We start from the raw sequence: 14579 nt of genomic DNA on the forward strand, positions 1-14579 counted from the left end.
GGGCTCGGAGATGTGTATAAGAGAGAGGGATGGGTGGGGCGGTGAAGGTCGAAAGGGCTTACAGCTCGCCGGCGCGGGCCTGCTCCGCCAGCCGGAAGGAGAACTCCGCGCGGCGGTTCTTCTCCGGGGCGTTCACGTCCGCGGGCCGCTCCTCGCCGTAGGAGATGACGGAGATGCGCTGGGGCTCGACGCCCAGGTTCACCAGGTAGGCGCGCACGCTGGCGGCGCGGCGTTGGCCCAGCGCGACGTTGTATTCAGTGGTGCCCAGCTCGCAGGTGTGGCCCGCCACCGTCACCTTCGCCTGGCTGCGCTGACGCAGGGCCTGGGCGATGCGCGACAGCTCCTCGGTGGCCTCGGGCGGCAGGATCGAGGAGTCGAGCGGGAAGTAGATGGGCGCGGCGTTGAGCGCCGCGAGCGCCTGCTCCGTGTCGTCGGGCGCGGGCCTGGCCGCGTTGCTTCTATCGCTGGCGGCGGGGGCCGGCGCGTGGGTCGCCGCGCCGGCGGTGCTGGGGTTGGCCGCGCGCCTCGCGCAACCGGTGAGGCCAACCACAGACATCAGGAGGACCAGGTGGGTTCGGTTCATGCCCTGAGACATGAGCAAGGGCTGTGCCGGGGTCCTCCCCTCGGGCGTCTCGCGCGGGGTGGCGCGATGACTGGCAAAGCGCGTCGTCCTAGCGTTGCGAAACGCCGCTGTCCGTCTTCTCCCGGCGGTGGATGGTGGAGACATCAATCCCCAGCAGCTCCGCCGCGCGCGTCTTGTTGCCTCCACAGCGGGCGACCACCCACGCGATGTATTCACCCTCCAGCTGTCTCAGCGGCACCACCTGTCCTTGGGCCGCCGCCAGCGGGTGGACCTCCGGCGCGGCGTCCGTGGTGTGCAGCCGCAGCTGGGCCAGGTCCACGGTGGGCTGCGCGCCCAGGACGACCAGGCGCTCCACCAGGTTCTCCAGCTCGCGCACGTTGCCGGGCCACGGCATGCGCGTGAGCGTGGCGATGGTTTCGGGGGCCAGGGTGGTGACGGGCGAGCGCGGGTTGCGCGCCCGGGCCTGGGCGACGAAGTGCTCCGCGAGCTTGGGGATGTCCTCCGTGCGCTCGCGCAACGGGGGGACCCGGAGCGAGACGACGTTGAGCCGGTAGAAGAGGTCCGCGCGGAAGCGGCCTTCCTTCACCCGCGCCTCCAGGTCCTGATGCGTGGCCGCGAGGATGCGCACGTCCACCTTGCGCGAGCCATCCGCGCCCACGGCGCGCACCTCGCCGTCCTGGAGCACGCGCAGCAGCTTCGCCTGGAGCTCCGGGGGCATGTCCCCGATTTCGTCGAGGAAGAGCGTGCCGCCGTCCGCCTCCACGAAGAGGCCCCGGCGCGTGGTGGTGGCGCCGCTGAACGCGCCCTTGAGGTGGCCGAACAGCTCGCTCTCCAAGAGGGCGTGGGGCAGGGCGGTGCAGTTGACCGCGACGAAGGGCGCCGGGTCGCGGGGGCCTTCCGAGTGGAGCGCCCGCGCGACCAGCTCCTTGCCGCTGCCGCTCTCGCCCCGGATGAGCACCGGCGCCTCGGAGGCCGCCACGCGGTCGATGAGCTCGTAGAGCGTCCGCATGGGCGCGCTGTGCCCCAACAGCGCCCCCAGGCCGCCGCGCTGGGCCACCTGGCGCTTCAGGTCGCGGTGCTCGGACCTCAGGCGCCGGGCCTCCAGGGCGCGGCCCACGTGGAGCAGGACCTCATCCAGGCGGAAGGGCTTGGTGAGGTAGTGCCAGGCGCCGCGCTTCATGGCCTCCACGGCGCTCTCCACCGCGCCGAAGGCGGTCATCAGCAGCACCGGAAGCTCCGGGTCGTGCTTGCGCGCGGCCGCGAGCACGTCCAGCCCGTCCACGTCCTCCATGCGCAGGTCGCACAGCACGACGTCGTAGACGCGGGCCCTGAGCTGGGCGATGGCGTCCGCGCCCCCCGTGGACAGGTCCACGCGGTAGCCCGCGTCGGTGAGGGGATCCTTCAACATCTGGCCCATCTCCTCGTGGTCATCCACGACGAGGATGCGCGCGCTAGACGGCATGCCGTTCCTCCCAGCCGGACGCGGCGGCCACCGGCCACCGCAGCGTGACGACGGTGCCCCGGCCGGGCTCGCTTTCGACCCCCACCTGGCCACCGTGATTGCGGACGATCTGCGCCACCACGCTCAGGCCCAGGCCCGTGCCCTGGCCGCGCTTCTTGGTGGTGAAGAAGGGGTCGAAGACCTGGTGCAGGTGCTCCGGCGCGATGCCGCGGCCATCGTCCTGGACGCGGATCTCCACCGCCTGCGTGTCTCCCGCCACGCACGCGGACGCGCTCAGCCGCACGTGGCCCCCGGCGCTGCATGCGTCACAGGCGTTGAGCGTGAGGTTGAGGAGCACCTGCTGGAGCTGATCCGCGTCCGCCGCGAGGCTGGGCAGCCGCTCGGGCACGTCCATCTCGAAGTGGACGTGCCGGCGCTCGGCCTCCACGTCGAGCAGCTCCTGGAGGCCCCGCACCACGGTGGCCAGCGGGACGACGCCGGCCCGCGCGGGCTGGAGGCGGGAGAGGTCCAGCAGCTGGCGGATGATGCGGCTCACCCGGTCAATCTGCGTGACGATGGCGTTGAGGCCCCGGCCCTGCGGGTGCTCCACGCCGCCGACCTTCTGGAGCATGTACTCGGCGTGGCCCCGGATGATGCCCAGCGGCGTGCCGATCTCATGCGCCACGCCCGCGGCGAGCACGCCCACCGTGGCCAGCTTCTCCGCGCGCAACAGCTGGTCCTCCAGCATGCGCACGTTGCTCAGGTCCTCCAGCACCAGCAGCGTGCTCGCCTCTCCGTCGCCGTGCTCCAGCGGGACGGCGTGGACGTTGAACTGGTCCTTCTCGTTGAAGAGGCTGAGCGGTTCGCCGTGCAGGCTGCGCACGGCGCCCTGGTCCCGCGCGGCCAGCACCATCGCGCCCAGCCGCTGCACCGCCGCCGCGGGCGCGGAGGGGAAGGCCTCCGGCAGCGTGCTGCCCACGGCGGTGGCGGGCAGGCGCGCGCGCAGGGCCTGGTTCACGGCGCTGATGCGGCCCTCGCGGTCGAGGGCGAGGATGCCCGTGGGGATGTGGTCGAGGATCTTCTGCGTCTTCTCATGCAGGTGCGCGAACCGGGCGGCGTGGCGCAGGCTCTCCTGGAGCGCCACCGCACGGCGGTTGGCCAGCACGACGTAGGTCCCGAAGGCCACCAGGAACACCGCGATGAGGAGCGCCGCCAGCGACAGGCGCAGGACGAGGGTGCGCTCGTGGGAGCGCAGAGCGCTGGTGGAGGACACCGTCGCCACGGACCAGGACGCTTCGCCTCGCATGCGCAGGGGCCGGAACGTGGCCACCGCGTCCGCGGGCCCGAGGCCCAGGCGCGTGGCCTCCGCCTCGTTGAGCCGCAGCGTCCCGGCGGCGCCCGCGCGCATCCTCGCCACCAGCGTGCGCAGGCCCGGCACGAGCGAGCCCGCGGGTTCCCCCAGCCGCCGGTGCCAGGACGCGAGCGCCGGGTCGCTCATGGGCGCGGGCGTGCCGTGGGCGCCCAAGAGCAGCAGGCGCGTGTGCTCCTCCACCGTCACCATGCGCAGCGGCGCGAAGAGCGGTTCGGTGTCCACGAGGATGGCGACGGCGCCGCCGCCCCCGGGCTCGTCGGAGTCGATGCGGATGGCGAAGACACGCATCCACCCGGAGGACGCGGGGCCTTCAATGGGGTGCGAGGGGATGACGTGCCCCACCGGGGCCGTGAGCGCCAGCCGCGCGGTGTCCACGAGCGCCGGGGGATGGACGGCGTCCCTCGGCAGGTGGCGCGACTTGTGGTCCACCAGGAAGAGGCGCTCCTCTCCATCCGGGCCCAGCACGGCGATGGCCCGGTACTGGCCCACGGCCTCCAGCAGGGCGCGCAGCTCGTTGTGGTGGTCCCCGGCGGAGCCGGGCTGGGCGAGCAGCTCGCTCGCGAAGCGCAGGTTGTCCCCCAGGTCCTCCAGCGACCGGGCGACGCCGCTGGCGGCTTCGTCCAGCTGGGCCTGCCGGTCCCGCCCGAACTGCTCCACGAGCGACTGCCGGTCGCGCTGGATGAACCACACGGCGCCCCCCGCCACGCTGGCCAGGGCAACGAGCAGGAGGAGGAGGGGAGCGAGGAGCCGGTGCATGGGGTGGGAGGGAGTCCACACAACGCAAGGCCCGGGCCAGCCGTTCCCCCGGAGGGTCCGCGCCCTGTTACGGACTGGGACCGCCGCAAATCACCACACCGGGGCTGGCACTTTGCCTGAGCTACAGTGGCCGCCCCCTCGCACGGAGACCGAGCCTGACCATGAGCCAGAACCTCTACGACATCCCCCTCACCGGCATTGATGGCGCTTCCCGCACGCTCGGTCAGCACAAGGGCAAGGTCCTACTGGTGGTGAACGTGGCCTCCAAGTGCGGCCTGACGCCCCAGTACGAAGGCCTGCAGAAGCTCTACGCGAGCCGGCAGGGCAAGGGCCTGGAGGTCCTGGGCTTCCCCGCGAACAACTTCCTGGGACAGGAGCCGGGCAGCGAGGCGGAGATCCAGCAGTTCTGCACGCTGAAGTACGACGTGACCTTCCCGCTGTACTCGAAGATCTCCGTGGTGGGGCAGGACAAGCACCCGCTCTACCACGCGCTCACGGGCGCCATCCCGGAGGCGACGGGCGAGGGGCCCATGCGCGCGAACCTCAAGGGCTACGGCATCGAGGCCAACCCGAAGCCGGAGGTGCAGTGGAACTTCGAGAAGTTCCTCATCAGCCGGGATGGCCGCGTGGTGGGCCGCTTCGCGCCGGACGTGACGGCGGAGGATCCGCGGCTGGTGCAGGCCATTGACGCGGAGCTGGCGAAGCCGGCCTGACTCAGGCCTCCGAAGGCTGCGTCCGTCCACAGGCGCGGTTGGCCGGGACGGCGACGTCGATCTTCCTGGGCCGGGGCAGGTTGAGCCCGGCCATCACGCGGATGAACTCCTCGCGGCTCCTGCCCGCGAGCCGCGGGTTGTGGCGCTTCTCCTCGCCGATGCTCGTGGACGTGTGCCCGTGGTAGTCGTGCCCGGGATAGACGAGCGTCGCGTCCGGGAGCTGGAAGAGGACGCGGGTGATGGAGTCGTAGAGCTGGCCCGCGCTCCCGTTCTGGAAGTCGGTGCGGCCGTTGCCCCGCACCATCAGGGCATCCCCGGTGAAGACGCGGTCGCCCAGCAGGTAGCTCACGCTGTCGTCCGTGTGGCCCGGCGTGGCGAGCACCTGGAAGGCGCACGGGCCCACGTGCACCGTGTCGCCGTGGCGCACCTGGAGGTCGGCGCACTCGGCCCCGCCCGCTCCGGCCACCACCTGGCAGTGCGTGCGCTCCCGCAGCGTGCCGGACGCGGTGACGTGGTCCGCGTGCACGTGCGTGTCGAAGACGTGGGAGAGCACGAGCCCCAGCTCCCCGACGAGCTTCAGGTCTCGCTCCACCTGCTCCAGCACCGGGTCGATGAGCACGGCCTGGCGCGTGGACGCGTCACCCACGAGGTACGTGTACGTCGAGGACTCGGAGTCGAAGAGCTGGCGGAAGAGCATGTCGAGGTCTCCAGACTCCATGGGGCCATGCGGGGCTTACGGCGTCCCTGAGTCCCTTTGCAAGTGTGGACCCGGCGACGCGGAGGTCGCCTCGGAGGACAGGTGTCACGCGGCTCCAAGGGCGCGCAGGCTCGCCGCCCGCGTCAATGACAGGCGCGGGTGCCTCCCGGAGGCCGTCCATGTCCGCGTCCCAGGCCGCATATCGTGAGGCGTCCCTTCCCCTCAAACCCTCGGCCTCCTCCGAGCACCACCGGGTGCTGATCATCGGCGGTGGCACCGCGGGGCTCACGGTCGCGGCGCGGCTCAAGCGCAAGGGCGTGCAGGGGGTCGCCGTCCTGGAGCCCTCCGCCCAGCACTACTACCAGCCGCTGTGGACGCTGGTGGGCGCGGGCGCCGCGGACATCGCGAGCTCCGTGCGGCCGGAGGCGGACTACATCCCGAAGGGCACGCGGTGGATCCAGGACCGCGCGGAGGAGGTGGACCCCGTGCGCCAGCGGGTGCTCACGCGCGCTGGCACCCGGGTGACGTACGACTTCCTCGTCGTCGCTCCGGGCATCCAGCTGGACTGGGACAAGGTGCGCGGCCTTCGCGAGGCGCTGGAGACGCCGTTCGTGTCCAGCAACTACGACTTCCGGCTGGCGCCGAAGACGTGGGAGATGGTGCGGGCGTTCCGGGGCGGCACGGCCCTGTTCACCCACCCGGCCACGCCGGTGAAGTGCGCGGGGGCCCCGCAGAAGATCATGTACCTGGTGGCGGACCACCTGCGCCGCAGCGGGCTCGCGGGCAAGTCGCGCGTCATCTTCGGTTCGGGTGCCAAAACCCTCTTCTCCGTACAGCCCTTCGCCCGGGTGCTGGAGGGCGTCGTGGACCGCTACGGCATCCAGACGCACTTCGGGCATGACTTGGTCGAGGTGCGCGCGGCCACCCGCGAGGCCGTCTTCGCGGTGATGCGCGACGGGCGCCGGGAGCAGGTGACGGTCGGGTATGATCTGCTGCACGTCACGCCGCCGCAGAGCGCGCCGGACTTCATCAAGCGCAGCGCGCTGGCGCACCCGGACGGCCCGAACACGGGCTGGGTCAAGGCGCACAAGCACACGCTCCAGCACCCGGATCATCCGAACGTCTTCGCCATTGGAGACGCGAGCGACCTGCCCACGTCCCGCACCGGCGCCGCCGTCCGCGCGGAGGCGCCCGTCCTGGTGGAGAACCTGGTGGCGGTGATGGAGGGGCGCGAGCCCACGGCCCGCTACGACGGCTATGCGTCCTGTCCGCTGGTGACGGGCTATGGGCGGATGCTGCTGGCGGAGTTCGACTACGAGGGCCGGCCCGCGCCGAGCCTGCCGTTCATCAACACCTTCGTGGAGCGCCGGGACCTGTGGCTGCTCAAGAAGTACGGGCTGCCGCGGCTGTACTGGGACTGGATGCTTCGTGGACGCGCGTGAACACTCTCGCGAACGGACTGCTCGACGGAGGGGGCTTCCCGTGCGAGCGTCCCGGCCGTGACGCCCTACGACAAGATCTTCGAGAACAACAAGGCCTGGGCGGAGGAGCAGCTCCGCGCCGATCCGGAATTCTTCAACAAGCTGTCGGTGTCGCAGCAGCCGGACTTCCTCTACATCGGATGTTCGGACAGCCGCGTGCCGGCGAATCAGATCATGGGCCTGGCGCCGGGTGACGTCTTCGTTCACCGCAACGTCGCCAACCTGGTCAACAACGTCGACCTCAACGTGATGTCGGTCATCAACTACGCCGTCCGGCAGCTGGACGTGAAGCACATCATCGTCTGCGGCCACTACGGCTGCGGCGGCGTGCGCGCGGCGATGCAGCCCAAGGACCTGGGCATCCTGAACCCCTGGCTGCGCAACATCCGGGACGTGTACCGCTTCCACAAGCAGGAGCTGGACGGCATCGCGGACGAGACGAAGCGCTACGAGCGGCTGGTGGAGCTCAACGTCCTGGAGCAGAGCATCAACATCATCAAGACGGCGGCCGTGCAGAAGTCCTACCTGACGCGGGGCTTCCCCATCGTGCACTCGTGGGTGTTCGACCTGCGCAACGGCATCCTCCAGGACCTGAAGCTGGACTTCGTCCAGACGCTCCACAACATCCAGGAGGTCTACGACCTCACGAAGGAGTGAGGAACCCCTCCGCCGCATGCGCTTCTTCCTGACCCTTCCGGACGGACGTTCCTTCGCGCTGGAGAAGCCGGTGGTGTCCGTGGGCTCGGAGCCCGCGTGCGACGTCGTCCTCTCCGCGCCCGGCGTGAAGGGCAGCCATGCGCTGCTGTTCCGCGACGCGCGCGGGTGGACGGTGTCCGCCGCCAGTGCGGACTGCGATGTCCGGGTGCGGGGCAAGCGGGTGGAGCTTTCACCGCTGGAGCCGGGGGACTCGTTCAGCGTCGGCAAGGCCGTGCTCACGCTGACGGCCTCCGACGCCCCGGTCCGGCTGGAGACTTCGGCGCCGCCGTCCCGCCTGCTGGGCGTGCTGACGGACTTCGCTTCGCGGCTGCTCGTGCAGCGGCCCGCGTCGGAGCTGCTGGAGGCGGCGCTGCGGGGAATCGCGGAGGTCACCTCCGCGGACGTGGGGTTCCTGGTGTCGGTGGAGGGCGACCGGCGGCAGGTGCTGGGGGCCACGGGGTCCGTGCCGGCTTCGGTGGTGGTGGACAGCCTGGTGGATCAGGTCGTGGGCTCGGGGGCTCCGGTGCTGGTGCCGGACGTCGCGGCGGAGGCGGCGCTCGCGGGGGCTCCCAGTGTGCTGGCACTGCGGCTCACCTCCGCCCTGGTGCTGCCGCTTCGCGCGGCCTCCGCGCCGCTGTGCGCGGTGTACCTGGGGCGGCGGTTGGGCAGTCCTCCGTTTTCGCCTCGTGAGCTGGAGGAGGCCATGGCGCTGTCGTCGCTCGCGGCGCTGCTGCTGGCCACGTCGCGCGAGCTGACCGAGCTGCGCGTGCAGGTGGACAGCCTCACGCAGCGCATCGCCGCGGCCACGTTCGAAGGGCTCATTGGTGAGTCCCCGGCCATGCGGCACCTCTACCGTCAGATTGAGCGCCTGGGGCCCACGTCCCTGCACGTGCTCATCCAGGGGGAGACGGGCACGGGCAAGGAGGAGGTGGCGCGCGCGCTGCACCGGCGCAGTGGACGGCGGGGCCGGCTGGTGGCCATCAACTGCGCGGCGCTTCCGGAATCCCTCATCGAGCGCGAGCTGTTCGGCCACGTTCGCGGGGCGTTCTCCGGCGCGACCTCCGACCGTGCGGGCCTGGTGGAGGCGGCGGATGGGGGCACGCTCTTCCTGGATGAGATTGGAGACATGCCGCTGACGCTCCAGTCGCGCCTGCTGCGCGTCGTCCAGGAGCACGAGGTGACGCGGCTGGGGGAGCACCGTCCTCGCAAGGTCGACATGCGCGTGGTCGCGGCCACGCATCAGCCGTTGAAGGCGCTCGTCGCCCGGGGCGGCTTCCGCGAGGACCTGCTCTTCCGCCTGGACGAGGTGCGCCTGGAGGTGCCCGCGCTGCGGGAGCGCGGCGAGGACGTGCTGCTCATCGCGCACCATGTCCTGAAGCAGCAGGGGGCGCGGGCTCGGGGCTTCACGCAGAAGGCGGCGGAGGCCCTGCGCGGACATCCCTTTCCGGGCAACGTCCGGGAGCTGGTGTCCCGCGTGCGGCGCGCGGCCATCCTCGCTTCGGGCGAGCTCATCGGCGTCGAGGACCTGGACCTGGGAGCGGACACCGCGCCGCTGGTGCCGCTGGACGAGGCGCGCGACGCGTTCGTGCTGCGCTACGTGCGCGAAGCCATCGCGCGCAGTGGAGGCAGCAAGAAGGAGGCGGCGCGGGCCCTGGGCATCGGCCTGCGCTCCGTGTTCCGCTACCTGGGGGAGGAGGACTGAGAGGCCCACATGCGTATGCGTGTTTCACTATGGCGGCTGCTTGCCGTTCTTGCGGTGACCATGGGTTGTGCCGAGGCACCGCTGTCACCCAGCCCCGCTGGGGTTCGGATGTGGCGGGGACCTCTCATGAACGTGCCAGGCGGAGGGCAGTTCCGGACCGTCATCTATTATGGGCCGTGGCAATGCAGCGCCCAGCTCATGACCTATTGCCAGGAGAAGTGCGCGGGAAGGGGCCACGTCCTTCAGGGGTGTATGTGGCTGGCGGACGTGAAGATGGATTTCCAGGGCACGCTGGTGCAGGCCGGGAGCCGGTTCGGGATGGCGCACTGCTGCTGCAACTACGGCGCATTGACGCCCGTCCAGAACGAAGCGGCTCGCAATCGTTGGAACAAGGCTCGAAGGGGATTCCGGGAGGAATGGTCCCGGCGGTTCGGTGACTGGCCGACGGAAGCCGACGGAATGCCCTACCAGGGCCATCACATCCGCGACCTCCAACATGGCGGCAACCCTACTGACTGGGACAACCTCCTGCCGTTCCCCCAGGACCTTCACGAGGATCTGCTGGGTCCCTACAACCAATGCTACGCGAACCAGCCTCCATGGACGCGAGTGGGAGTGGACCACCCCTATGGTGGGTAATCCCGAAGTCATGTCGGCGCTGCTGGCGGATGTATCGCGGCTCCACTTCCCGAACCCGCCTGCGACTCCAGCGGAGATCGATGCCTTCGAGCAGAGAGTCGGATGGCGCCTGGATCCGGACCTCCGTGCCTTCTACCTGCATTGCGATGGCGCGAAGCTCTTCGATCGCGTCGACCCCGCTTTCAACTTTTACCCGCTGGCGAAGATTCGCCGCGCTCGCGTCGTCCTTCTCAAGGACGATACGGACAAGGCGGGTCCCGCATCCTGGTACGCGCTCTGTGAGGTTCGGGATACCAATTACATCTTTGTCGATGTGAGCCTGCAGGAGGGAGAGCGGTACTCCATCCGGGATGGCTACCGCGAAGCGTTTCCGGACCCTGCCTACAACCGGCGGATCGCGGGCTCCTTCTCGGAGTTCCTGCGAGGGGCGCTCCATTCCAATGAAGAATGGTTCTGGCTGCGGGAGGAGGACTGAAGCCCATGCGCCGCCTGTTCCCGCTCATTGTCCTGGTGCTGCTCGTGGGCCCGGGCTGTCCGCTCGACATCCAGGTCCGTGAGGCGCCGGACGCGGGTTGTTCCGAAGCCGCCTGCTCGAGTGCTTGTGCCTCCGACCGGGAGTGTCCCGAGGAACAGCGCTGCCATGACCTCTACAACGAGTGCGAGGACGGTCCCCGGCTCACGGAACCCTGTTCCGCCAGCTTCGACTGTTCCAGCAACGCGAGATGCATGGGAGGGCACTGTGTCAAAAGCTGTGAGCGGGGGTGCCCCCTGGGCTACCAGTGCGGACCGGAGGCCACGTGCGTCGAGACCTGTGACGGCCTGACTCCCGCCAACCTGGGCAGCTACTGTGCGTCGTCCATGGACTGCACCCGGTGCGGCTTCTGCGCGGACTTCGGAGATGGGAAGAAGTGCCGCCTACCCTGCAGGTCGGACGCGGAGTGTCCCGATGGGAGGGCCGGCTCGTGTGTGCAGCTCCCCGGGTCCAGCCTTCGGGCGTGCCAGCAGTGAGGGGGACCGGGGGTTTGATTGCGCGGATCGCGCTTCCTAGACTGCGCGCGCGATGACGGGCGATCTGCTGGCCGGCCGCTACCAGTTGGAGCAGGAGTTGGGGCGGGGCGGAATGGCGACGGTCTACCTCGCCCTCGACCTGCGGCTGTCCCGCCGCGTGGCCGTGAAGGTGCTGCACCCGGGCATGGATGCCCGCTTCACGGAGCGCTTCCGTCAGGAGGCGGAGGTGGTGGCCTCGCTCCAGCATCCCAACGTGCTGGCGGTGCATGACCTTGGCGAAGACGCCGTGCGCGGCCCGTTCCTCGTCTGCGAGTGGGTGCAGGGGGAGAACCTGCGTGGATGGGCGCGGCGCCTGGCGCCCATGCCACCGGAGGCCGTCGCGCTCCTGGGATGGGAGCTGGCCCGCGCGCTGGAGGCGGCGCACGCTCGCGGCGTGGTGCACCGGGACGTGAAGCCGGAGAACGTGCTCGTGGCTCGCGGCGGGCCGCTGAAGCTCGCGGACTTCGGCATCGCCGCGCTGGCGGACCGGGCCCGGCTGACGAGCACCGGCGCCATCATCGGCTCGTTGGCGTACATGGCTCCCGAGCGCATCGACACCGGCGCCTGGTCCCCGGCGTCCGATGTCTACGCGGTGGGCGTCGTGCTGTTCGAGCTGAGTACGGGTTCGACGCCGCATGCAGGGGAGGGCAGTGCCCGGCTGGCGGTCTCGGTGATGACCCGCGATGCGCCATCCCTGGTGGATGCCGCTCCAGGCACTCCCGCGCCCCTGGGCGCCCTGGTCGCGCGGTGTCTTGCCCGGGATGCGCGCGACCGGCCCGTGGATGGCGCGGCGCTGGTACAGGAACTGGAGGCCGTGCTGCGGCCATGGGTCGGTGCTCCCGCGGAAGCAGCCCGTGCCTTCTTCCAGGCCCCGGAGGCCTGTGTGGCCCGCTGGCGCGAGGACGGTTTCCAACGGCTGTTGGGCGAAGGCCGGCAGCTGCTTGCCTCGGGGCAGGGCGCACGGGCCGCGCGGTGTCTCAACGCCGCGCTGGCGCTCCAGCCCGGGTCTCCCGAGGTGCTTGCGCTCCTGCGGTCGCGTCCCGTGACGAAGGGCTGGTTCCGGCGCGCGTGGCCTGAGCACAAGAAGGGCATCGTGGCGGGCGTGGTGCTCGCGGGGGTGTTGGGCGGGCTGGGAATCGGCGCATGGCGCGCGGGTGAGCAGGAGGTGTCAGCCCCCGTGGCGCTGCATCCTTCGGATGACTCAACCGCGAAGGGGGATGCCGCTGCCTCGCCACCCACTGGCGCCAGCTCACGTGCCACGGATGACGCCTCCGCGAATCCCTCGGTGATCGCCAGCCCTACTCCGGCGGCGGGGATGCCGACTCGTGGCGCTCGTCCTGGCCCGCCTGGGCCCGCATCGGCTTCCAGGTCCCGGCCATCCCAGGACGCGTCACCGAGGCCCGCGACGGCGCCGGAGCCCACCAGCCAGGACCTGCCGGTTCGCGTGCCGGACGCCCAGGACTTCGCGACGCTCACGGTGGCGACGCGCCCTTGGGCCGAGGTGTTCGTGGATGACCAGAGCCGGGGCTACACCCCTCGACTTCGCGAGCTGCGGCTGTCTCCCGGTCCGCACCGGATCCGCTTCGCCAACCCGCTGTGCGAACCCGTGGAGGAGGAACTCGACGTGGCGCCAGGAGAGACCATCTCCCGTGAGGTCTCTCTCCGGGTCCGCGACGCGGAGGTCACCATCGTCGCGCCCGAGGCGTCTCGCGTCTTCGTCGACGGTCTGGAGGTGGGCGTGGCTCCGCTGCGTGCCCCCGTGAAGCTCACGCACGGTGGACACCTGCTGTCCGCCCGCGACCCCTCAGGCCGCGTGCTGAGGCAATCGCTCGACGCCGTGGCGGGGACGCGCACCACGGTCGTGCTGGAGGCGTCGCCATGAAGACCGCCATCGTGGCCCTGCTGCTCGCGGCCTCCTCGCCCCTGGGCCCCGCTCGCGAGGCCTACCAGTCCGGGGACCTGCCGCGCGCCCGGATTGAGCTGGAGGCCCTGCTCCAGCCCCCGCGCCTCTCCAACCCCCAGGAGCTGGCGGAAGCCCACCTGCTCCTCTCGGCGACGCTCCACGCCCAGGAGGCCTTGCCCCGCGCGGAGCAGGAGGCCGTGGAAGGGCTCGCGCTCAACCCGGACGCGAAGCTGGACCCGCTGTTGTATCCGCCGGACTTCATCGCCTTCGTCGAACGCGTGAACGTGCAGCACCACGAGCGCATCACCCGGCGCGCCGCCGAGCATCGCCGCCCCGTGCTCCTGCCTCCGCCCGCCATCTCCGCTCCCATCCTCGTCGAATCCCGCCCGGCCTCGCGCGGCTGGTACCTGGTGCCGTTCGGCGTGGGCCACTTCGCCCACGGTCAGCGCTCGAAGGGCGCCGTGCTGGCGGTGGGGCAGGGCACGACGTTCGCCGTGTCCGCGGTGTCCCTGGGCGTGGCCCTGTCCCTGCGCGGCTCGGACGGGCGCTACTCGGCCCAGGACGCGCCCACGGCGCGCGCGTTCAACGTCTCCTATCTCGTGGGCGCCTACGCATTCGCGGCGCTCTACGCCTACGGCGTGCTGGACGGCATGCTGTCCTCACCTTCGCCAAATCCAGACAACACCTGACGCGGCGGCCTGCCCCGGTGTAAAGGGGGCGGATGAACGACGTGAACCTGTTGGAGATTGCCCGGCGGTTCGAACACAAGCAGGCCACCTCCGCGGTGGAGCTTTCGACGAGTTCCGCGCCGCTCGCGGACGGCTGGATGGCGTTCGGTGGCGTCGGCTCCTACATCAACAAGTCATGCGGCTACGGCTTCGAACGCGACGTCACCGGCGCGGAGCTGGACGCGCTGGTGGACTTCTTCGCGTCGCGCGGCGTGGAGCCCAAGGCGGAGCTGAGCCCCTTCGCGCCGCAGTCCCTGCTGAAGGGCCTGGCGGACCGGGGCTTCGTGCTGCGTGAGTTCGAGACGGTGCTCTACCGGCCGCTGCCCGCGGGCGAGGACCTGTCGAAGCTGGCCCAGGGCACTCCCGCCGGGCTGCGCATCGAGCGGGTGGACCCGTCCGACGACGCCGCGGTCCGCCGCTTCGTGGAGGTCGCCGGCAGCGGCTTCGTCCCCGAAGGCGAGCAGATGCCGGAGGTCTTCTGGGAGATGGGCCTGAAGGCGGCGCGCAAGCCCAACTCGGATTCGTACATGGCGTGGATCGACGGCATGCCGGCGGGAGCCGGGGGCTGCGAGGTGAGCGATGGGCTCACGTCCCTGTTCGGCACGTCGGTGCTGCCGGCGTTCCGGCGGCGCGGCGTGCAGCAGGCGCTCATCGCCGCGCGGCTCCAGCGGGGCCGGGAGAAGGGCAGCGACCTGGCCGCCATCATGTCCTCGCCCGGCATCCCCACGGAGCGCAACGCCATGCGCCTGGGTTTCCAGATGGCCTACTCCCGCGCCGTGCTGGTGAAGCCCGGCGCGGGGCTGGTTCCGTCACCCTGAGCG

Annotated in this window: 13 protein-coding genes; 9 read left to right on the plus strand and 4 right to left on the minus strand. The window is 70.8% G+C overall.

All coding sequences use genetic code 11. The features are described 5' to 3' along the window. Window positions 1–58 precede the first annotated feature (58 nt). The 3 genes from D7X96_RS16150 to D7X96_RS16160 form a co-directional block, all read right to left on the minus strand. Entirely contained in the window at window positions 59–556 is a 498-nt protein-coding gene (locus D7X96_RS16150; protein ID WP_244219604.1) for an OmpA family protein, read from the minus strand. A gap of 115 nt (window positions 557–671) precedes the next feature. Further along, on the minus strand, window positions 672–2045 hold the full coding sequence (locus tag D7X96_RS16155; protein WP_120552685.1) for a sigma-54-dependent transcriptional regulator: 1374 nt from the start codon (window positions 2043–2045) through the stop codon (window positions 672–674). Next, window positions 2035–4152, minus strand: coding sequence for an ATP-binding protein (locus D7X96_RS16160; protein WP_121770128.1), 2118 nt, complete (start codon window positions 4150–4152; stop codon window positions 2035–2037). The genes D7X96_RS16155 and D7X96_RS16160 overlap by 11 nt, the downstream gene beginning before the upstream one ends. A gap of 161 nt (window positions 4153–4313) precedes the next feature. Here D7X96_RS16160 and D7X96_RS16165 point away from each other — a divergent pair, with 161 nt between their 5' ends. Beyond that, complete coding sequence (locus D7X96_RS16165) at window positions 4314–4865, plus strand: glutathione peroxidase (RefSeq protein WP_120552687.1); 552 nt, start codon at window positions 4314–4316, stop codon at window positions 4863–4865. Window position 4866: 1 nt separating this feature from the next. Here D7X96_RS16165 and D7X96_RS16170 read toward each other — a convergent pair whose 3' ends face one another. Continuing rightward, a complete protein-coding gene (locus D7X96_RS16170; RefSeq protein WP_120552688.1) occupies window positions 4867–5562 on the minus strand; it encodes an MBL fold metallo-hydrolase in 696 nt (231 codons plus the stop codon). 179 nt (window positions 5563–5741) lie between these two features. Between D7X96_RS16170 and D7X96_RS16175 the strand changes: the two genes are divergently transcribed. The 8 genes from D7X96_RS16175 to D7X96_RS16215 all read left to right on the plus strand — a co-directional run bounded on the left by D7X96_RS16175 (window position 5742) and on the right by D7X96_RS16215 (window position 14576). Continuing rightward, the gene (locus tag D7X96_RS16175) at window positions 5742–7004 is read left to right on the plus strand and encodes an NAD(P)/FAD-dependent oxidoreductase (RefSeq protein ID WP_147442972.1); all 1263 of its coding nucleotides are present in this window, start codon (window positions 5742–5744) and stop codon (window positions 7002–7004) included. Window positions 7005–7061: 57 nt separating this feature from the next. Beyond that, on the plus strand, window positions 7062–7700 hold the full coding sequence (locus tag D7X96_RS16180; RefSeq protein ID WP_120552689.1) for a carbonic anhydrase: 639 nt from the start codon (window positions 7062–7064) through the stop codon (window positions 7698–7700). 16 nt (window positions 7701–7716) lie between these two features. Further along, the gene (locus D7X96_RS16185; protein WP_121770129.1) at window positions 7717–9441 is read left to right on the plus strand and encodes a sigma 54-interacting transcriptional regulator; all 1725 of its coding nucleotides are present in this window, start codon (window positions 7717–7719) and stop codon (window positions 9439–9441) included. Window positions 9442–9708: 267 nt separating this feature from the next. Further along, window positions 9709–10080 carry a hypothetical protein gene (locus D7X96_RS16190; protein ID WP_244219605.1) on the plus strand — a complete coding sequence of 124 codons (372 nt, stop codon included), beginning with the start codon at window positions 9709–9711 and terminating at the stop codon, window positions 10078–10080. Between the two features lie 10 nt (window positions 10081–10090). Then, window positions 10091–10555, plus strand: coding sequence for an SMI1/KNR4 family protein (locus D7X96_RS16195; RefSeq protein WP_121770130.1), 465 nt, complete (start codon window positions 10091–10093; stop codon window positions 10553–10555). A gap of 585 nt (window positions 10556–11140) precedes the next feature. Further along, window positions 11141–13009, plus strand: coding sequence for a serine/threonine-protein kinase (locus D7X96_RS16205; protein WP_121770132.1), 1869 nt, complete (start codon window positions 11141–11143; stop codon window positions 13007–13009). Beyond that, a complete protein-coding gene (locus tag D7X96_RS16210) occupies window positions 13006–13719 on the plus strand; it encodes a hypothetical protein (RefSeq protein ID WP_120548597.1) in 714 nt (237 codons plus the stop codon). Before D7X96_RS16205 ends, D7X96_RS16210 begins: the two co-directional genes overlap by 4 nt. Before the next feature lie 32 nt (window positions 13720–13751). Continuing rightward, complete coding sequence (locus D7X96_RS16215; RefSeq protein ID WP_120548596.1) at window positions 13752–14576, plus strand: GNAT family N-acetyltransferase; 825 nt, start codon at window positions 13752–13754, stop codon at window positions 14574–14576. Window positions 14577–14579 lie beyond the last annotated feature (3 nt).

It is taken from the genome of Corallococcus interemptor (genome assembly GCF_003668875.1).
In the GTDB taxonomy this organism is placed as follows: Bacteria; Myxococcota; Myxococcia; order Myxococcales; family Myxococcaceae; genus Corallococcus; species Corallococcus interemptor.